This is a genomic window from Vibrio sp. A8-1 (assembly GCF_013048685.1).
GTDB classification, from domain to species: Bacteria; Pseudomonadota; Gammaproteobacteria; order Enterobacterales; family Vibrionaceae; genus Vibrio; species Vibrio metschnikovii.
On record NZ_VHTC01000035.1, the window covers coordinates 1 to 20,521 of the forward strand.

The following is a 20,521-nucleotide window of genomic DNA, read 5'->3' on the forward strand; positions in this document are numbered from 1 at the left end:
TTTACGGGCCGTAAGTAATCGTCATATGCAAATGTCAGATCGTGATGCGCCTGTTAGGGCGCTGCTTGTAAGAAAGCCTTATAGGCGCATATGAAAAACCTCCGGCTATGCCGGAGGATATTTTTTTAGGTCTAATTTTTAGAATTATAAAAACAACAGTATGATTTTTAAGATTATTTACAAAAATTTCAGATCGAGATCAATAAAGATAAGGTTTGTGTTTTTAGTGTTATAGTCTTTAATAGTCTTATTTTATGTATAAATTTAGATTTAAATTTTTTATTTTTAATCAATTAAGTTTTTAATTCCACGACTGTATGCAAAATGTACCATTCTAAAGGCTTCCCAGTCGATATCCTTCATAATAAAAAAGTTGGCGAAAATCATAAGCTTGGCATACACTTTTCAACAGAGCCGATATGTCTTTGATTGGCTGAACAAAAATGATTTTTATGCTGCTTAATGCAGCAAAGTTTAACCTAGCTTTGAGGAAAGTTTATGGCGCTCACAAAAGCCGATTTGGCTGAAAACCTGTTCGAAAAACTAGGGTTTAGTAAACGGGATGCCAAGGACACGGTGGAAGTATTTTTTGAAGAAATTCGTAAAGCACTTGAGAATGGCGAACAAGTAAAACTGTCTGGTTTCGGTAATTTCGATCTGCGAGATAAAAGTGAAAGGCCAGGTCGAAACCCTAAAACTGGAGAAGATATTCCGATTTCAGCTCGGCGTGTCGTTACATTTCGTCCAGGACAGAAGTTAAAAGCCCGTGTCGAAAATATTCAAGTGGTAAAATAGCAATACATCGCATCAGGCCATACGTTAAGTATGGCCTCGGTGTTTTTACTTAACCTGTTGATAGAAAAGCCTTTCTTAACTTCTGTTTTGGAAGCAGTCTCTTGTTTTCAAATAAACCCAGTTTCATATCCCCGCCGTTATCCGTATAACCACGCCTCTGTTCAATCAATAATAAAGCGCCTAAGTTTAAGCTTACCTAAGCAACTGGATGCTACTAATGTCTGTACCGTCTTAATAGGCTATAGAATGGCCTTCTATGAATGGCGTACCTAATTAGGTTTTTATCCAAGTCGTTAGGAAAGCTCACTTACGCTTTGGAGTGAGTTATATGGTTCCTTTTTCTTTACGTCGTCAACATCCATTAATGCTAGCCTGTTTATTGGCTTTTTCTTCGGCCAGTTTAGCTGATAACCATTGTTATTTTTCTGAATTAGCTCAGGCCGATGATCGGTTAGCCAGTATTAAACATGCAGACCACACTTGCTATAGTTCATGGTATAGCGCTGGAGTAGATAGCCTCAACGATTTATACAGCGAGCAGAGTATTGCAGCCATTCAGCGTGACTTAATGACTCACGTTGGTCAGTATCAAGGGCAGGCGGATCAAGCGAAGATCATTAATAATTTAAGTGAATTTATTCGTGCTGCTTATTATGTGCGTTTTTATGCCCAAGGTGAACATCAGCCATTTTCTCAAGCATTAAACGAGCGAATTGCACAAACAATCAATCAGTTTCTGCGCTCTCCTCATGTGGTTAATCAAGGCCGAGAACAAGTTAGTGCCTTTAAAAACATGAGTTTGATGGCGGATAGCATTAAACAACTGCCATTGACGATGGACAGTATGATGGCGTTATTAGAGCACTTTACCCCCGATACTGCGCAAAATACTCAATGGGTTGATGGCTTAAATAATTTATTTAGAGCTATGGCCGGTCATATCGGACGAGATGAGTTTTATCAATATTTAGCTCACAATCCACAACATATTGATACTTTGGAGCGGTTTGCGCAAAACAATCAGTGGGCATTAACCACCGACGCAAAATTTTTAGTTTTTAATGCGATTCGAGAAACAGGACGGTTACTGGCTTCCTCTCAGTTAGTTACTCGCCAACAAGCGAAACAAGTGATGCTGGATACGTTACAACGTTACCCGTTAGGTAGTGAACATGAAACGCTATGGTTGGCAGCGGTAGAGATGCTCCAGCACTTCGCCCCAGAAGCGATTGCCGATATAAATATAGAAGCGCAAAAAGATAACCTAGCAGCGCGTATATTACCTAATTGGCACCAATGTGATGGCCCAGCGATTGTTCGTTCGCAAGATTTGACCATACAACAAGAGCGTGAAGTCTGTTCGGTTCTCAACGCGAAAGAGCAAGATTTCCATCAGGTTATCAACAGCGGTGGTCTACCGGTAGCCGACGATTTGAATGACAAAGTAGAAGTTGTGGTGTTTGCGAATAACCAAAGTTACGTCGATTATTCCGCATTTTTGTTTAATAACACGACGGATAATGGTGGTCAGTATCTAGAGGGCAATCCAGCCGAGCCGAATAATCGAGCACGATTTATCGCTTATCGCTATGCTAACGGTGAAGATGCGCTATCAATTCTTAACCTTGAACATGAATATGTCCACTATTTGGATGGACGATTTAACTTATATGGCGGTTTTGGCGAAAACCTTGCTCATGGACATATTGTCTGGTGGTTAGAAGGTTTTGCGGAATACATGCATTATAAACAAGGTTACGATGCTGCTATTCGCACGATTCAACAGGGGAAAATGAGCCTTTCTGATGTTATGGCGACCACCTATTCTCACGATACTAATCGTATTTATCGTTGGGGTTATCTCGCAGTGCGCTATATGTTAGAAGTGCATCCTCAAGAGGTGGATCGCTTGCTGGCGTTGGCAAGACAAGGTCAATATGCACAGTGGGCAGAAGTGGTGAAACAATTAGGTACTCAATATGATGAGGACTTTTCGCGCTGGTTGGATACCTTAAATATTGATGAGCAACCCTCGATTGATCCAACACCTGAGCAGCCACAAGAGGCACAACCGATAGAGTTAGAGGCTAATCAAGCGATAATATTGCACGGTAATTATCTTTCTGAGCAACTCTATTATATTGATGTTCCTGAGCGCACGTTAAGCTTTGAGGTTACGATTGATGGGCAAGGTGATGCGGACTTATATATGAGTTATGAAAAAGTCGCTCATTATTATGATTATCAATTCAGTAATGTTGCCCTTGGTAGTAATGAGAGATTAAGTTTTAAGCCTCAAGCGGATGGTTATGTACAAGCTGGTCGTTATTATATTAGTGTCACTGGGAGAGCGGCATTTTCTGATGTCAAGCTATTGGCACAGATCCAATATGACCAAACTAGCACCCCAAGCCATGAAGTTGACGATTTGAACCCGATACGCCTTGAGGCTGAGGTCAAACAGAACTTAATGGTGAATCAGCGTCGTTATGCAGCGATTTACGTCCCTGAAGGTGTTCAACGTGTCCAAATATGGATGACGCCAACACAATCCACCACGAATAATGTTGATCTCTTTGCAAGCCAAGTCACATGGCCAAGTAGAGATGACTATCAATGGAACTCTGTGCGATCAGACAGTCATGAATATCTATCGATGCCAATAGAAAAAGCCGGTTATATCTACTTCACTTTGGATGCGCAAGCACGAGGTGAGAATGTTGACTTAGTGGCTTATTTCGATTAATCACGATAAAAATCATTGAACTCAGTTTAGTTTGCTCAAAAACTAACGAGTTCATAGACAAAACATCAACAAAAGAACGCAGAGCCATCTAGACTCTGCGTTCTTTATTGTGATCGAGATAATTAAGCCGCTTGGATATTTGTCGTAATGTACGGCTGCCAAGCCTGTTGATATAAGTTGAGAGATTGATGGCGAATTTGATGGATTTTGGCTACTTCCCAATCGGTCAGTTGTCTTTGCTCTTGGCTGGCGTTACGTTCGATATGCTGTATTTGTTCGTATAAAGCATGCTCTGGGCCACTTTTGACTTCCGCGATGGCTTTTAAGTGCAATTGAACTTCGGCAATAATTTTACTTTTTGGTAATTCGACTAAGAGATTTAAATCACGGTAGCCAGAGGCTGCTGGTGTTTTAAAGCGATTTTTTACTTTCACGATCCTCGCTTCGCGTCCTAACACCTCATAAGCTTCGACTAAACTTGGTACATCGTCAGCAATGATGGTCGCGCGTGCTAAATCAGTAATTCGTTCTGGTTGGCCATTGAGTTCTAATGCGATTTTTTCGAGCGCTCTTGAACGAGATTTAGTTCCAGAAAATAGGGCTTGAGCCGATGTGAGCATTGCAGTACCAGTACATAAGGCTTCTAGCTCTAGTTGAGCGTCACTCGCTTTTTGATAAAGTTCATCAAAGTTACTGTATGGTTGGATGACCGAGTGATGCGTGCTTTGGATACCGTATAAACCACTTAAACTATGCTTAAAGCGTTGGGCATTGATTTCATTTTGATATTCTCCTTGGGGCGTTTGAGACGATACATTGACCGGAATGGTTGCGGCGAAGGCAGGGGCTCGGCTTAACATGAATAGCATGAGGGCCGTCGTTCTTAGCAATAGACTCATTCATTCTCCTTAGCTTGCGTTGTTTAGGTCAAAAGAAGGACTTAAAAGAACGCTAATCCAACAACAAACAGAAGCCACTAAGGTTTAAGTTGGGGTGACTGAAACGAATTCAACCTAAAGTATCTTCTCTATTTCAATAATATGGCTTTGGTCACAGTGTTGAGACTCTTGATTGGGTCCACAGTTCCGCATTCGAATGTAAAGAAATGTATATCCTTCACATTTGATGTTGAGCCCTATTGATGACAACAGCATAATACAGCCTTTTGCGTACTTTAGCGTATCAGTAAGCTAGTCGTCTTTGAATAATACAATGGTTGAGAAAAATGAGAGATCCAGAATTTTGGCATAACAAATGGGCGGCGAATCAGCTTGGTTTCCATCTTGATGACGTTAATCCATTACTCATGGAATATTGGTCAGCGACGTTACCCCAACGTAGTGATAACGTTTTTGTTCCTTTGTGTGGAAAAAGTGAAGACTTAGTCTGGCTAGCCGCTAGACATGATGAGGTTCAAGGTGTTGAGCTTAGCCCAATAGCAGTAAGAGCCTTTTTTGCTGAACATTTTTATACGCCATTAGTGACTCAACTGTCTGCACAGCATGAGAGTTATCAATTTGATGAACTGACTCTTTATACTGGGGATATTTTTACCGCGCCATTGACTCCGGTTGATATTATTTATGATCGCGCGGCCTTAATCGCTCTCCCAGAAGAGATGCGAGTACACTATGCTGAGCGCTTAAAAAGCTTACTGAAGCCGGGAGGTAGAATATTGCTGATCAGTTTGGATTACCCTCAAGAAGAGCGCAGTGGCCCACCATTTAGTGTTAATGAACAAGAAATTCGTCAGTTATTTAATGGCTTTGATATCCAACGTTTAGCTCGTGATGAAGTGGATGCACAGAATCCGGAAAGCGTCAAAAAAGGAGTCAGTTATTTTGCTGAAGAGGTCTGGTTAATAAAAACATAAAGAGCCAAGGCTTTTCGGCATAATGATATAAACTGTAATCAAGGATTTGTTAATTAGGCTCTATTTTGAGCCTCAGCCTCAGCCTCAGCCTTAGCCGTAGATAATAAGGATCGTTTTATGTTTTTTAATCAGCAGTCCAAACAATTAAAACAAGTTACTCAAGAGCGTGACCAGTTAATCGCTGCGGGCGATATTCTTGGGGCAATCGGTAATCATACCGCTTACATCGAGTTTACCCCCCGAGGTGAAGTGTTATCTGCGAATAAGCTTTTCTTACAAGTCACAGGGTATGGTTTAGAAGAGATTAAAGGGCATCATCATCGAATGTTCTGTGCTAAAAAACTGAGTGATTCACCTGCTTACTCAACTTTTTGGCAGCAGCTTGCTCAAGGGCAATCTCAATCGGGAACGTTCAGTCGTTTAACCAAAAGCGGGCAAGAAATTTGGATCGAAGCGACCTATATACCGATTAAAAATCAGCAAGGTAAAGTCTATAAGGTGATTAAAATTGCCAGTGATGTGACTAAAGCGAAACAAAAATTAGATTCGCAGGCGGCCGTTTTTAATGCTGTGGATAAATCGATGGCGGTGATCTCTTTCACACCGGATGGGACAATTATTGAAGCCAATAAAAATTTCTTAACGGCACTTGGTTATCAATTGAATGAGATTGTCGGTAAACATCATCGTATTTTTTGCGATGAATCATTTCATCAAGAACACCCTAAATTCTGGAGCGAATTAGCGAAAGGCAAGTTTCAATCAGGATTATTTAAACGCTTGACTAAGTATGGTGAGGAAATTTGGATAGAAGCGACCTACAATCCGATTTTTGATGATCAAGGTAAGATCGTTCGAGTTACTAAATTTGCTAGTGATATAACCGATAGAATACAAAGGTCAAAACGGATAGAAGAGGCGACTCTGATTGCCGAGCAGCGTTCTCAAGAAACGGTTTCTCTAACTCATGATGGTTCAAAAATGGTGGCCGATGCGGCTGCTAGTGCACAAGATATTGAAGCTACGGTCAATAAAGCCAATGAGCTAATGGGGCAGTTAGCTGGGCAATCTAAACAGATTGTGCAAATTGTGACCACCATTTCTAGTATCGCTGATCAAACCAACTTATTGGCGTTGAATGCGGCGATTGAAGCGGCGAGGGCTGGCGAGTATGGCCGTGGATTTGCGGTCGTTGCCGATGAAGTCCGCTCACTTGCAGCCAACACCTCTAAAGCGACCGATGAAATCAGTGCCATTGTAAAAAGAAATACCGAATTAACGACAACCTCAGAAGCGAGTTTAGACAGTGTGCGTTCCAAGGTGACAGAGTGTAATAACCAGTTAAGTATTACCAAAACATTGATTGAAGAAATACGTAAGGGTGCGGTGTACGTTGCGGAGACGATAGAAAAAATCAAATAGTGTTGCCGTTCTCATTACTGATCATAATGAGAACGCTGTTTTTGTTATCGACACGATTTATTGTTGAGTGACAGTAATACGATTAGTACTCAATACTAATCGCTTTAGCGCATTCTATGGCTCGATCTGTGGCTTCGGTCGTCGTTTTACCACGTGTTAAAGCGACACCTAAACGACGACGCCCATTAATCTCAGGTTTCGCAAATAGACGAACCTGAGCGGTTGGTACACTCAGCGCATCATCCAATCCTGAAAATTGGATGTTGTTTGAGATACCTTGACCAAGAATAGCGGCTGAAGCTGAAGGCCCATATTGAGTTATCGCTCCGACGGGTAAACCGATAAAAGCCCGCACGTGCAGTGCAAATTCCGATAAATCTTGCGAAATCATCGTCACCATACCAGTATCGTGTGGTCGAGGGGAGACCTCATTGAAAATGACTTGGTCGCCTTTGACGAACAATTCAACACCAAATAATCCATAGCCACCAAGCGCATTAACAATTTCCTCGGCAACATATTCAGCGGCTTTTAAGGCATTTTCGGACATTGCTTGTGGCTGCCAAGACTCACGATAATCACCCTCTTCTTGTCGGTGACCGATAGGGGCGCAAAAATGGACACCATCGATAGCGCGAATCGTTAATAAGGTGATTTCATAATCAAAATCAACAAAACCTTCGACGATTACTCGACCTGCACCTGAACGTCCGCCTTGTTGAGCATAGTGCCATGCTTGTTCAATATCTTCTGGGCTTTTTAAAACACTTTGACCTTTACCAGAAGAGCTCATGATCGGTTTACAGACACAAGGTAAGCCAATTTGCTCGACAGCGAGCACGAATTGCTCATAGCTATCAGCAAATTGATAATTGGAGGTTGGTAGCGATAGCTGCTCAGCCGCGAGACGGCGAATGCCTTCTCGATTCATCGTCAATTGAGTCGCTTTAGCGGTTGGGATAACCGTGAAACCTTGTGTTTCTAATTCGAGCAGCTTATCCGTGGCGATGGCTTCCACTTCAGGCACGATATAGTGAGGTTGCTCTTGCTCGATGACTTGCTGCAGCGCTTGAGGATCAAGCATATCGAATACATGGTAGCGATGTGCGACTTGCATTGCAGGGGCATTCGCATAGCGATCACAAGCAATGACTTCTAAACCAAGACGTTGACATTCAATAGCGACTTCCTTACCGAGTTCGCCTGAACCAAGTAATAGCACCCGTGTTGCACTATTGAGAGTAGCCGTTCCCAACATAAAGAATCCTTATTCATACTCAATGCCCAGATGACATTGACTTTCGCTTGAGAGATAAAAACAGCGGCAATGATACTGGAACAGCATGAAAAAGAAAACGTTTGCGGCATAAGGTAACACTCGATTATCGATCGTTAAAACCTCAACGGCATAGGCCTCATAACGGAAAAATGTTCAGAGATAGTCCATACTGTTGGTATTGAAATAAGTGAAATGGATGGTTTTAGTCGGATACTTAACTTATCGTGGAGCAATATCACGTTACGTGTCGGTTTTAGCAACTAAAATCGGATATCTAAGAGCGATGTTAATGAAGAGACGACGATGATCCGTAAGGTTAATTTAGAAATAAAGACAGCTTTACTTTTTGCTCTAGGTTTAGTTGGCGTAGTACTCAGTAGTTTATTGCTGACTCGGTATTTTTTCTTATATAGCTTATATGAGTTAGAAAATATGGAGGTTAGACGAGCGAGCACTCAGGCCTCATCGGTAATTGAATCAATTATTAAGAGTCAAGAAGAGGCCTCTTATGATTGGGCTCATTGGGATGAAACTTATTTGTTTTTGATTGATAAGGATACGGTTTACGTCGAACGTAATTTAACACAGGAAAGCCTAGATATTTTAGGTGTTGATATTATGGTGTTTCTTAAGCCGATGGGAACGCTTTCGTTAGCCTATGGACGCTTTTCAGACTCAGAGGTTAGCCACATTACCGATCAAATGCTGAATTCGGACAGTGTGACAGAATATTTACATTTGATGGAAAGACGAAGAGATAGTGATAAACAAAGTTTTTCCGGTCTTATTCGTGTTGATCAGCAACTATGGGTTATAAGCCTCACATCAGTAAGAGATAATAGTGGTCAAAGTGACATGGTCGGTTGGATGCTTTGGGCTCAAGATTTGACCGCACGTTTTCCTGAACGTTATCAAGCGATTTTAATGGCTGACAATCAACTGATTACCGATTCTGAAGCACTAACATGGTGGACAGAGGTGAGTGTTTCGGAACCTTCATTGGTCATTGAGCGAACAGAACAGTTTTTAACGCATTATTCTCTACTTAAAAGCGCTGTAAATGAGCCGATTGGTGTCTTAAAAACCATAGAACCCAGAATGTATTTTCAACAAGCGAAAATAGTTTTCTTTCGTTTGATCGTAGTGATGACGGTGGTTACAAGTGCTATTGCTCTAGGAATGTACGGTATTTTTTGGATAACCGTCAGTAAACGATTTAGTTATTTTGAGAAGGGGATGCAAAGCTTATTAAGCTCGGTCGATGCTCCGATAAAGAACAAACACACTGATGAGTTTGATCGTATTACTCAATGGGTGAGTGCACTTGCAGAGTCTTCAACACAAACTCAAGAAAAACTGCAAGAAACACTACAAAAATTTGACGCATTATACCATGGACATACGGTTGGGATGATCCTATTAACTGATAAGATCATCGTGGATGTCAGCCCTACCTTGTTAATGTTGTTAGGGTTTCAACGTGAGCAACTGATTGGGCAACCGATAGGCAGTATCTGTGGATGCCACAATACTCAATGTGGCTCCGATCAATTTTATCGTTTACTCAGTCAAGGGCAGCATCACTTTGAAACAGCCATGAAGCGCAGTAATGGTACTGAGATCATCTGTTCGGTGGAAGCGGCGTTACTCAATGATCGTGATCAAACGTCTATTATGTTATCGGTGAAGGATATCAGTGAGCAAAAGCAGCAAGCGGCATTAATCCAAACCTTAACCCATTATGATCCCGTTTCAGGTTTATTAAATCGTCCTACGTTGGTGGACAATGCGAATCAATTATTACTTAATCACCCTCCGGTTAGTATTCTTTACTTATACGCAGCACGATTAAAAGAGATAGAGGCGGTATATGGTCATGATTATTATGATAGGGCTGTGCAGCATCTTGCGACGACTTTAAAACATACATTTCCTGATCTCTCGATAGGACGGGTGAGTGAGCATGCCTTTATGGTATTGAGTACGGATTCCCAAGATGAGTTAATACAAAAGGGCAATCGCATTTTAACGATTTATCGCCAGAAAATTGTGCTAGAAGATATTGAGTGCGATCTTGGCTTAAAAGCGACTTTAGTCTCTTCGTCTATTGGAGTGAAGGATTTTGAGCGTTTATCTCGTGGTGCTGATTATGCGGCGACTCACCATCGCTCCAGTGTATTTGTCACTATGGTCAGTGCAGAAGATACTCAACGCGCAGAGACATTATTAGTGATACATCGAGATATTATCTCTGCGCTAAAAGAAGGCCAATTTATGGCCTATTATCAGCCGATTGTAAAAGCCTCATCGGGTGAATTAGTAGGTTTTGAAGCGCTTGCTCGTTGGCAGCATCCACAGCTTGGTTTGCTTTTCCCTGAAGTTTTTATTCCTGTGGCTGAGCAGAGAAAATTAATTGTTGAGCTCGGAGAGCAAATCCTTGATAAAGCTTGCCAATTTATTCAGAGTTTACCTCACCATGAAAGTCATCATTTGAGTATTCATGTCAATATTTCCAGTCCACATTTTCATCATAATAGCTTAGTTGATACATTAAAACGTCTGATTCATCATTACCAACTGCATCCTAGGCAACTGGTGCTTGAATTAACAGAAAGTATTTTATTGGGTGCAGAAGAAGATATCATTCAACGGATGCAAACCATTAAAGCTCTAGGAGTGCAACTTGCCCTCGATGATTTTGGTACCGGTTATTCTTCTTTTAGTTCGTTGTGTAATTTCCCATTAGACATTGTTAAATTGGACAAATCTTATATTGATCGTCTGGAAGATAATCAAAAAGCGCAAATACTGATTAAAAATATTATCTATATGGCTCAAGAGCTGGGTATGACGACGGTTGCTGAAGGTGTTGAAAGTGTCGATCAGCTTAGGCAATTGCTGGTGTGGGATATTGATGAAATCCAAGGATACTATTTTTATAAACCGATGACTTCGGAGCAGGCAAAGGAGCATTTTTTGACACTACTCCAACCCTAAACCGACGAGCGATGTAGGGTTGGAACGTCATGGTTACAACGCAAGATAAGACAATGGAAGGTCTGGATTAATCGTTTCTAACGTGGCTTGTGTATCGGCTAAATGGCTGATTTGACCTTGTGCCATCTCGACTAACGCAGCGCCCGCTAAGTCGGTGAATTCTTCCCCAGCCATACGCAATTGGATTAACGCGACTTGTAACGGTGGTAAGCTTGGATTAAAAGCGGCATTCTCGGCATAAGCGCCGCTGTATTCAGCACCAGAAGTACTGCGCAAAGCTACGCCACTGAGATTATTAGTATAAGGGGCATGGCTACGGTTGAGTGCGCCGATGGCGGTTTGAATTAATGCATCTTGCTCATCACTACGGTAACCATGATCAATCGGGGTCATTAATGCAGATTGAATTCCCAAATCACTTGGACCAAAAGATTCAGGTAAATAATACTGTAAGGACTTTTCTTCACGTTGTGGCAGTTGAATGGTTAAAGAGGGAGCTGTGTTCAGTTCATTCATAAACTGTCGGCAGTGACCACAAGGACTATAGTTAACGGTCATACTGGCTAGACCTTGTTCACCCTTCATCCACGCATGGCTGATCGCGGCTTGCTCTGCATGAATCGTTTGTCCTAGCTGTGCTCCAGAAAATTCCATGTTAGCGCCAAAATAGAGTCGTCCACTTACTCCTCGAGCAATCGCCCCCACATGAAAATTTGAAATAGGTACGTACGCATAAGCGGCAGCGAGTGGCAATAAAGCGACTCTGAGATCGGCGTCACTTAATCCCGATAAGGCGAGTAATTGATTGAATTGATCAGCAGAAAGGGTGGCATCAAAATGATCAGCCGTGACGATGGGCGTTAGATACTCGGTAAGCGCGGCTGGCATTGGTGATAATGCCTGTTCAATTCGGCTATGCATAATTCATCCTTAATTGGTCAATTGAGCTCCATTTTAGATAATTATCGCGGCCAATCTGTGATTGTTATCACTTTTTTAAATGTAAATTGATTTCATTTTTCATAATTAGAGTGAGGTCACACATAATACCCATCGAATTCCCCAAAACCTCAACAAGGCGAGTTTAATAAAAAAGCCATAGACTAAAAGCAAACAAGCCGGGAGCTAAAATGGAGGTGATTACACCACAGAGCACAAGAGCCAACGAGCTGAACGCCGCGTCTCGAGGATCTTTTTCAGCACAGGTTGCAGTACCCAGAGCATGAGCAACAGTCCCTGTGGTTAAGCCTCTGGCAATCGGGTGGGTAATATTAAGCAGGTTATAAATCGGGTAGGCCATAATCGCGCCAAATAACCCCACCAACAGGACAAGAATGGCGGCGATAGCGGGCTCTCCACCCAAATTACTGCTCACTTCCATGGCAATCGGTGTGGTGACGGATTTGCCCATCAAGGCAGCGACTAACGCGACATCCGCTTGCATTGATAAGGCAATAATACTGGCCGTGAGCATGGACATAATACTTCCCACCCCACAGGCTAATAGAATAATCCGCCAATTCGAACGGATTTGTGGCAGCTGTTCGTAAAGAGGGTAGGCCAGCGCCACGACGGCTGGCTGGAGTAAATCACTGATCCAATGGTTATCGGCGTAATAGACTTGGTAAGGAACCTCTAAAACGATCAGTAACGGAATTAAGATAGCGATGCAGATCAACAATGGGTTGACCAAAGGTGAACGGTATTTTTGTGCTACCCAACGAGCGAAAAAAAACACCATCAGCGTAACCAGTAACCACATTATTTTTTGCCTCTTTTGAGAAAGCGATCAAGCACATAGCCAAGAGAAACTAAAACCAAAGCGGTACCGCCAATCGCACTGGCGAGAATCGGCCAAAGATTAGCGGATAACCTATCAAAATGGACCATCAAACCGACGCTGATCGGTACGAACAGCAAAATCATATAACGGATAAAAAGATGCGCGCTGGGCCGAACCCAGTCGACGGGAACGAGACCGCCAGCCAGTAAAGCAAATAAAATCAACAAGCCAAAAATACTGCCTGGAATCGTAATTCCTAACCAATGTTGTAGGCTAACTCCAGCCCAAAGACAGAGGAAAATCAGTCCCATTGAGACTACGTACTGCGCGGTCGTTTTCAATAATTTGGCTAAGTTAGGTATCATAGCGTTAATAAAGCCTTCTTTTTATAAGCCGTTTAAGAAGCCAGCGCTTCAACATAATGATACACCGCTTTCAGTATGGCGATTTTTTTAGCATCGTGTTGATGTTGCTCGACCAAATTTTCTAAGTTGAGCATATAACTTGGTAACTGAGTAGCAAAGTAATCTTGACAATGGCTTGCCCAGCGGCGCTGTTCTGTTTCATTGAGTGTCCAAGGATAATGACGAGCTCGATAACGAAACAGCAGGGGCGCAATGCGTTGATCACTGAATTGAATATCTAAATCAGCGAGCGACTCCGGCGCCGCAGAGCGAATAATGTCCATTGCCGCGCGATCGGAAGGAGAAAAGAACCCATCATAGAGTTGGCTATCGACATCACTGCTGGCTGAAAAATCACGTTCAGCACTAAACACATCCACTAACTTTTCACGCAATGTTGGTTGTTGACGAATTTGCGAAAGATGAGCCAAGCACTGCTCGCGGTTAATACCTATGGTGGCGGCATTTTCAGCGGTAAGGGTTTTCGCTGGGGCTAAAATGGGGCACTTATTCAAATGAATCAACTTAACTGGCGCAGGTAGCTCACCCTCTGCCAAGTCATCATGTTTAGTATAGAGGCGCTGTAAGAGTTGCTCGCTGGTTAACTCAAATAACGGCTCGGGATTTTTCGCCAAATCGACCACGATTACGGCATTTTGATTGGTGGGGTGCCAAGCAATAGGTACAACCCAACTGGTGTAACTGCGCTCACGTCCTAGCATGCCAGAGACATGCATTAATGGCGTCATGTTAACAATATCAACCAAATCAATCAGCTTACGCTTATGGCGCATCGATAAGAAATAATCAAACAGCTTAGGCTGTGCGGCTTTGATTTTTTTTGCGAGCTCAATGGTGGCAATCACATCAGCCATCGCATCGTGAGCATTGCTGTGTTCTATACCATTGGCTTTAGAAAGGTGCTCCAGTTTAAAACTGGTAAAGCCTTCTTGGTTTTCAGGCCATTCAATACCTTCTGGGCGCAAAGCATGGCAAGCACGCATCACATCAAGTAAATCCCAGCGTGAGTTGCCTTGTTGCCAACTCCAAGCGTAGGGGTCAATAAAATTCCGATAACAGGTATAGCGAGTTACTTCATCATCAAAACGAATGCTGTTATAGCCTAAACTGGTGGTATTCGGCGTGGCCAGTTCAGCATGAATGCGGGCAATAAATTCTGGTTCTGGCAACCCTTCTGCCATCGCTTTTTGTGGCGTAATACCCGTTATCAAAGCGGCTTCTGGTGAGGGCAAATAGTCGCTGGGCAGTTGACAATAGATGACCAGCGGCTCGCCAATGATATTAAAGTCCATATCGGTACGCACACCAGCAAACTGGCTGGGACGATCTTTGGCTGGGCTCGTCCCCCACGTTTCATAATCTAGGAAGAAAAATGTCGGTTGATGATCTGCGTTGTGAGGTCTGGAATTTTTCAAAGTAGGCCTTATCTTTCCGTCGATTGATAAAGAGAGTTGCTGCTCTCATTGATGACGTCGGTTTGGACATTACGATACAACCACAGCCAGTAACCAATGGCACGATCTGGTTAGCGAGATCGGCGGAGTATTAGTATTCGGTCACTAGAAAATGATTGAGCAGTATTGATAGGCTAAGTATCTGATCATATCCACTGACAATGCAAGAGCGATCGCGCTTTGCACAAGCAACTGGCTTTCAATTGATGTCAATCTAGGCGCTAAAGAAAAATAGTTAACGCGAACATTGGTTATTAGTGCATTTAGCGGTGCCAGTTAACCAAAACGAGAAACGATAACGGTGCTTGGCAAAATACAAATACGCTTTATCGGCCAAAGGTTTAATCAATCGCCAACGTAGTGGAGCATAAATCCAACCTTTTCCGACCAATTGCCAAGCACGATGCACCGCGTCTAAGCCGAGAATCAGTTGCTGTGATTCGTCTAATCCGTGCAAAATAATGCCTGCTTGCTCAATATCAATCTGTGGATAAGCGGCAATATCCTCACTATAAATATCAATCATCTTAAGCGATTGTTTTTTATCTAGTCGCTTAAGAGTATCCATTTCTTTAACGCACAATGGGCAAGTGGCATCATAAAATAAAGTTAATTTAGTCATGGTTGGGTCCGGTTAACATTATCATGCTTATTATACGTCTTCGTGACGGTGTCGATCACTGTTTAGGGCTGCGCATACATTGGATGCTGGTATTAATTAACGGGTGATGATGCCGGCTATTCCATACCAATGCGACCTGGCTGACAAAAGGCATGTCGTTGAGATGTTGTATAACGACGGATTGGTCGAGATGCTCAGTTAAAGATAACGGTACAATGGCGATACCAAAACCGGCTTGTGCCATGGTAATCGCGGTACGCAGTTGTGGTGCAGCGTAAGGCTGAGCTATATGTACGCCGGCATGATGTAAAGCTGCCTCAATACGATCGTATAACGCGGGTCCAGTATCTCTAGGAAACATCAGCACATTCTCATTATGCAACTGCGCCAAATAAAGTGTTGAATGAGCCGCCAATCGATGATTAATCGGCATGACAGCCACAAAAGGATCATCAAATAAGATCTGTTGGTTGAGTGACTCACTGGCATAACAAGGCAAGCGCAGAAAAGCCAGTTCTAGACGTTGTTGTTTAAGTAACGTAACGAGCTCAGGCATTGAGTGCTCAACGGCAATTAAATGGAGAGTTGGACACTGTTCATGCAATTGGCGGATATTCTCTAAAACGCTGCGGCTACTGGCGGTTGAGGAGGCAAAACCGATACGCAGTTCCTGTTTTTCACCGCGCGCAATTTGTTCTAACTTACGTTGGCAGCGTTCGACTTCTTCTAAAATATGCTGTGCGTCATGATAAAACACTTCACCGGCAGTCGTGAGCTCCACACCACGAGGCAGTCGCTTAAACAGAGTGACCCCAAGCTCATCCTCTAACTTTTTGATCTGTTGACTGAGTGGTGGCTGGGCGATGCCTAACTGCTCAGCGGCGCGGGTGAAATGCTTGGCTTTAGCGACTGCGACAAAATACTTCATGTAGCGAAATTCCATGGTTCATCCATATTTTTTTCATATCAAAATAAATCTTTTTTATATTGGATTTGTTGCGCATGACAAGTCAATCTAAATATACGCTTTAGTTCATATTAGGATTGAATGATGCAACGTTTTATCTCTGCGGTCTGTTCTTGTCCTCAACAAATTGCACAACAATTTGCTCATTATCAGCAAGGTTCGGGAGAAGGGGAGATTTATCAGACTTCCCTGATGAGTGCCTTGATTGCTGGTGTCTATGAAGGTTCGACAACCATTGCCGAACTGCTTAAACACGGAGACTTCGGTTTAGGGACATTTAATCAATTGGATGGCGAATTGATCGCTTTTGATAGTCAAGTATTTCAATTGCACGCTAATGGTTCCGCGCATCCTGCTCAACTTGATCAAAAAACGCCTTTTGCGGTGTTTACTTTCTTTAAACCAGACATTGAATTGCCCATTAATGACACGTTAACTCGTCAGGAAGTGCATCAGCTCATCGATCGTTTGGTGCCTAGTGACAATGTATTTTGCGCGATTCGGCTTGAAGGGGATTTTCCATTAGTCCAAACCCGCACCGTACCTAAACAGCAACGTCCTTATCGGCCGATGATCGAAGCGATCAAACAGCAGCCAACGTTTCATTTTGAACATCAATCGGGGGTGATGGCAGGGTTTCGTAGTCCGCGATACACCACGGGGATTAATGTCCCCGGTTACCATGAGCACTTTATTGATCAAGCGAGAACGGGGGGCGGTCATGTTCAGGATTACGTTGTTTCATCGGGTTTTTTACAAATCGGTCGTGTGTCGCGCTTAGTGATTGATACACCGATATCGAGCGAGTTTCTTGATGCCGATCTGATGCCAAAAGATCTTTATTCCGCCATCGAAGCGGCTGAAAAATAATCCAATACTTTGTCAGTCAAAAAGGAAACGTTATGTCCTCTCATCATACTTTGCGCAATGGCGCGCAGTTAATCGCACAGCAGCTAGAAACTTTAGGCGTTCGTTATGTGTTCGGTATACCCGGTGCCAAAATTGATCGATTATTTGATGCACTTGAAGATACCCGCATTGAGCTTATCCCGGTGAGACATGAAGCCAATGGCGCGTTTATGGCTGGTATCATGGGCCGTTTAACCGGTAAAGCGGGAGTCACCTTGGCGACCTCAGGACCGGGATGTGGAAATTTAGTGACTGGCGTTGCAACGGCTAACGCCGAGGGCGATCCGATGTTGGCTATTGGTGGTGCGGTAAAACGAACTTACCAGCAAAAACAGACTCACCAGAGTATGGATACCGTGAGCATTTTTCGCTCGGTAACCAAATACAGCGCAGAGATCCAGCATGTTGATGCGGCGAGTGAAATCATGGCTAATGCGTTTCGAATTGCCGAGTCTGGTCGTCAAGGGGCATGTTTTATCAGCGTTCCGCAAGATGTGTTAAGTGATCAAACGGAGACCGATTTAGTCATCCCACCTAGCTATCGCCCAACCGGTTATGCCGATCTGGCGGCGGTTGAAGAGGCCGCCAATCGGATCAGTAAAGCGCAGCGCTGCGTGGTGCTGCTTGGCTTACATGCGAGCGATCAAGTCACCGCCTCTATGATCAGTCAATTTTTACAAAAAACGCAGTTACCAGTGGTTGGCACTTATCAAGCGGCAGGTGCGGTGGATATTAACTACTATCACCATTTTGCTGGCCGAGTCGGACTATTCAATAATCAGCCGGGAGATGTGTTACTGCAAGATGCGGATTTAATCATCACCATCGGTTTTAACCCGATCGAATACGACCCAGAGCTATGGAATGCGCGTCGTTGCCCGATCATTCATATTGATATTGAACCAGCACAGTACCAACAACACTACCAACCCTGTATTGAAATGATTGGTCATATTGGAGCAACGTTACAAGCTCTTTGTGCACAAATGACGGAGTTTGTCCGTTTATCGCCTACGGCATTATCGATTTTAGAAGAAGTGACGCAGCAAAGGCATATCATCAAAAGCTATCCGATTAAGCAGAAAGCCGCAGGTTTTCATCCTTTGAGCTTGATTAAAACCATGCAGGCGATCATCACGCCCGATACGACATTATGTCTTGATATGGGGAGTTTTCACATTTGGATTGCGCGCTATTTAAGTTGTTTTCGAGCTCGGCAGATGCTGGTCTCGAATGGTCAGCAAACCATGGGCGTTGCGCTACCTTGGGCGATTGCTGCGAGCCTATTAAAACCTGGGCATAAAGTGGTCTCGGTTTCTGGTGATGGTGGCTTTATGCAGTCGAGCATGGAATTAGAAACCGCGGTGCGCTTAAAATGCAACATTGTCCATATTATCTGGGTTGATCGTGCTTACAACATGGTCGAAATGCAGGAGCAACAAAAATATCAACGCAGCTCAGGGGTAAAATTTGGCCCAATTGATTTTCAAGCTTACGCGCAATCGTTTGGTGCGCATGGATTTGCCGTGACCCAAGCGGATCAATTAATGCCTATTCTTCGCCAAGCCATGGAAGTCGAAGGGCCAGCAGTTGTCGCGATTCCAGTCGACTACTCAGACAACTACAAACTCATGCAGGCTCGTAGTGAGCAGCATCAAGATCCTGTTTTTCAAATCAATAATGAAGGAGTGTTACTATGAAAGGGTTAACGAATAAAGTCGCGATCATCACCGGTGCCGCTAATGGCATTGGTTTAGCGATTGCACAGCGTTTGTATGATGAAGGCGTTAAACTGATGCTCGCCGACTGGGATCAAGAGCAGTTGCTGAATGCTTTAGAGTATTTTGATAAGTCTCGTGTTGCCGCGCAAAAAGTGGATGTATCAAATGCCCAGCAAGTGGCGGCCTTGGTGCAAACTTGCGTAGAGCGCTTTGGTCAACTGGATATTTTAGTCAACAACGCGGGGATTCATATTCCCGGAACGGTACTGGAATGCAGCGTAGAAGACTGGCAGAAAATTTCGGCAGTCAATATCGATGGGGTGGTTTACTGCGCGAAATTTGCCTTACCAGAGTTATTGAAAACCCGTGGCTGCATTGTTAACACCGCATCGGTTTCTGGTTTAGGCGGTGATTGGGGCGCAGCATTCTATTGTGCAACGAAAGGAGCCGTCGTCAATTTAACGCGTGCGATGGCGCTAGACCATGGTTTAGCTGGCGTTCGCATCAATGCGGTATGCCCAAGCTTAGTGAAAACCAATATGACCAATGGTTGGCCTGATTCAGTGCGAGATAAATTTAATGAACGCATCCCATTAGGGCGTGCCGCTGAACCACAAGAGATAGCTGCGGTAGTCGCATTTTTAGCCAGTGATGATGCTTCATTTATCAATGGTGTGAATTTGCCCGTTGATGGTGGCGCGACGGCCTCAGATGGGCAACCGAAAATCGTCTAATCCGCGATTCACGATGATTTACACAGCAAAGCCAGTATGAGTGTAGAGCGTACTGGCTTTGGGTTCGAAAAAATCAAAACACAGTGATGAGGGAAGAGATAGAGAGTTTTCGATTAATCATTCGCTGGATTGAGTTTGTTGCGCTGAAACTTCAAGCGGTTTTTGACATCGCGATTGGTAATGATTTGCTGTTGATGATCGATGTCAGCGTTAGTTTTGGCAAGTCGGTCATACAGTAATACATTGACACTAGCGGCTAAATTCATACAGCCCACGGTCGGGACATACACCACATCATCGGCTTGATTGATAATGGCTTGAGGAATAGAGCCATCTTCAGGACCAAATACATAAAGCGCCTGTAGAGGGTGAACAAACTCAGGCAGTGGCGTCGCGCCTTCCGCCAGTTCCACACAAACAATTTTGCAACCACTCGGTAAATTTGCGGTGATATCAGTGACGGCGATCAGGGGAATGCTATTTTGACGGTTTTTGGTGTCCGTTTGCAGTTTCACTGCTCGGTCGTAACGGGTTCCCGTATAACGAATCGCATCAGCTTGATAACACCCCACCGCACGCAGTACACCACCGACATTGGTTGGGCTTTTCGGGTTACATAAGCCAATGATCACTGACGTTTCATTGTTCACAACGTTTTCCTCTTAAAATTGGGGCGAGCAGTATAGCGCCAAAATCTTAGAGGATAAGCAAAATATTGAATCGAATAGGAGTACGCACTGTTCCTATTGATTTTATTGTAGATAATTTATCGGTAGAATGGTTATCAATCTAAG

Annotated in this window: 17 protein-coding genes; 8 read left to right on the top strand and 9 right to left on the bottom strand. The window is 43.5% G+C overall.

Features of this window, described 5'->3' with window-relative positions:
* The first annotated feature begins 498 nt into the window (after window positions 1-498).
* Together ihfA and FKN93_RS14575 are read left to right on the top strand one after the other, a co-directional pair.
* On the top strand, window positions 499-795 hold the full coding sequence (gene ihfA, locus FKN93_RS14570) for an integration host factor subunit alpha (RefSeq protein WP_004395417.1): 297 nt from the start codon (window positions 499-501) through the stop codon (window positions 793-795).
* Between the two features lie 328 nt (window positions 796-1,123).
* Window positions 1,124-3,541, top strand: a complete 2,418-nt coding sequence (locus FKN93_RS14575; protein WP_170905403.1) for a M9 family metallopeptidase — start codon at window positions 1,124-1,126, stop codon at window positions 3,539-3,541.
* Window positions 3,542-3,663: 122 nt separating this feature from the next.
* Here the strand turns inward: FKN93_RS14575 and FKN93_RS14580 are convergent, their stop codons facing one another.
* Entirely contained in the window at window positions 3,664-4,440 is a 777-nt protein-coding gene (locus FKN93_RS14580; protein ID WP_170905404.1) for a RelA/SpoT domain-containing protein, read from the bottom strand.
* 326 nt (window positions 4,441-4,766) lie between these two features.
* On the opposite strand from FKN93_RS14580, the gene FKN93_RS14585 reads away from it, so the two are divergent.
* Together FKN93_RS14585 and FKN93_RS14590 are read left to right on the top strand one after the other, a co-directional pair.
* The gene (locus FKN93_RS14585; RefSeq protein WP_170905405.1) at window positions 4,767-5,414 is read left to right on the top strand and encodes a thiopurine S-methyltransferase; all 648 of its coding nucleotides are present in this window, start codon (window positions 4,767-4,769) and stop codon (window positions 5,412-5,414) included.
* Window positions 5,415-5,531: 117 nt separating this feature from the next.
* Complete coding sequence (locus tag FKN93_RS14590) at window positions 5,532-6,836, top strand: PAS domain-containing methyl-accepting chemotaxis protein (RefSeq protein WP_170905406.1); 1,305 nt, start codon at window positions 5,532-5,534, stop codon at window positions 6,834-6,836.
* A gap of 82 nt (window positions 6,837-6,918) precedes the next feature.
* Here FKN93_RS14590 and purT read toward each other — a convergent pair whose 3' ends face one another.
* Window positions 6,919-8,094, bottom strand: a complete 1,176-nt coding sequence (purT, locus tag FKN93_RS14595) for a formate-dependent phosphoribosylglycinamide formyltransferase (RefSeq protein ID WP_170905407.1) — start codon at window positions 8,092-8,094, stop codon at window positions 6,919-6,921.
* Between the two features lie 324 nt (window positions 8,095-8,418).
* Here purT and FKN93_RS14600 point away from each other — a divergent pair, with 324 nt between their 5' ends.
* Complete coding sequence (locus tag FKN93_RS14600) at window positions 8,419-11,112, top strand: EAL domain-containing protein (protein ID WP_170905408.1); 2,694 nt, start codon at window positions 8,419-8,421, stop codon at window positions 11,110-11,112.
* A gap of 33 nt (window positions 11,113-11,145) precedes the next feature.
* On the opposite strand, the gene cdd is transcribed toward FKN93_RS14600, so the two are convergent.
* From cdd to FKN93_RS14630, 6 genes are all read right to left on the bottom strand, one after another.
* Entirely contained in the window at window positions 11,146-12,033 is an 888-nt protein-coding gene (gene cdd, locus FKN93_RS14605; protein ID WP_170905409.1) for a cytidine deaminase, read from the bottom strand.
* Between the two features lie 163 nt (window positions 12,034-12,196).
* Window positions 12,197-12,874 (bottom strand): CidB/LrgB family autolysis modulator, encoded by a 678-nt coding sequence (locus tag FKN93_RS14610; protein ID WP_154168373.1) that lies wholly within the window; start codon window positions 12,872-12,874, stop codon window positions 12,197-12,199.
* Window positions 12,874-13,260, bottom strand: coding sequence for a CidA/LrgA family protein (locus tag FKN93_RS14615; protein WP_158143958.1), 387 nt, complete (start codon window positions 13,258-13,260; stop codon window positions 12,874-12,876). The genes FKN93_RS14610 and FKN93_RS14615 overlap by 1 nt, the downstream gene beginning before the upstream one ends.
* 32 nt (window positions 13,261-13,292) lie before the next feature.
* Complete coding sequence (gene sbcB / locus FKN93_RS14620; protein WP_161426336.1) at window positions 13,293-14,735, bottom strand: exodeoxyribonuclease I; 1,443 nt, start codon at window positions 14,733-14,735, stop codon at window positions 13,293-13,295.
* 274 nt (window positions 14,736-15,009) lie between these two features.
* A complete protein-coding gene (locus FKN93_RS14625) occupies window positions 15,010-15,396 on the bottom strand; it encodes a DCC1-like thiol-disulfide oxidoreductase family protein (protein WP_170905410.1) in 387 nt (128 codons plus the stop codon).
* A gap of 55 nt (window positions 15,397-15,451) precedes the next feature.
* On the bottom strand, window positions 15,452-16,339 hold the full coding sequence (locus FKN93_RS14630; protein ID WP_158138370.1) for a LysR family transcriptional regulator: 888 nt from the start codon (window positions 16,337-16,339) through the stop codon (window positions 15,452-15,454).
* A gap of 108 nt (window positions 16,340-16,447) precedes the next feature.
* Between FKN93_RS14630 and budA the strand changes: the two genes are divergently transcribed.
* The 3 genes from budA to FKN93_RS14645 are packed head-to-tail and all read left to right on the top strand — an operon-like array spanning window position 16,448 to window position 19,727.
* A complete protein-coding gene (gene budA / locus FKN93_RS14635) occupies window positions 16,448-17,233 on the top strand; it encodes an acetolactate decarboxylase (RefSeq protein WP_170905411.1) in 786 nt (261 codons plus the stop codon).
* Between the two features lie 32 nt (window positions 17,234-17,265).
* Window positions 17,266-18,972: an acetolactate synthase AlsS gene (alsS, locus tag FKN93_RS14640; protein ID WP_170905412.1), complete on the top strand. Its 1,707-nt coding sequence runs from the start codon at window positions 17,266-17,268 to the stop codon at window positions 18,970-18,972.
* Entirely contained in the window at window positions 18,969-19,727 is a 759-nt protein-coding gene (locus FKN93_RS14645; protein WP_170905413.1) for an SDR family oxidoreductase, read from the top strand. Before alsS ends, FKN93_RS14645 begins: the two co-directional genes overlap by 4 nt.
* A 113-nt stretch (window positions 19,728-19,840) precedes the next feature.
* Here FKN93_RS14645 and FKN93_RS14650 read toward each other — a convergent pair whose 3' ends face one another.
* Window positions 19,841-20,377, bottom strand: coding sequence for an RNA methyltransferase (locus FKN93_RS14650; protein ID WP_170905414.1), 537 nt, complete (start codon window positions 20,375-20,377; stop codon window positions 19,841-19,843).
* Between the last annotated feature and the right edge of the window lie 144 nt (window positions 20,378-20,521).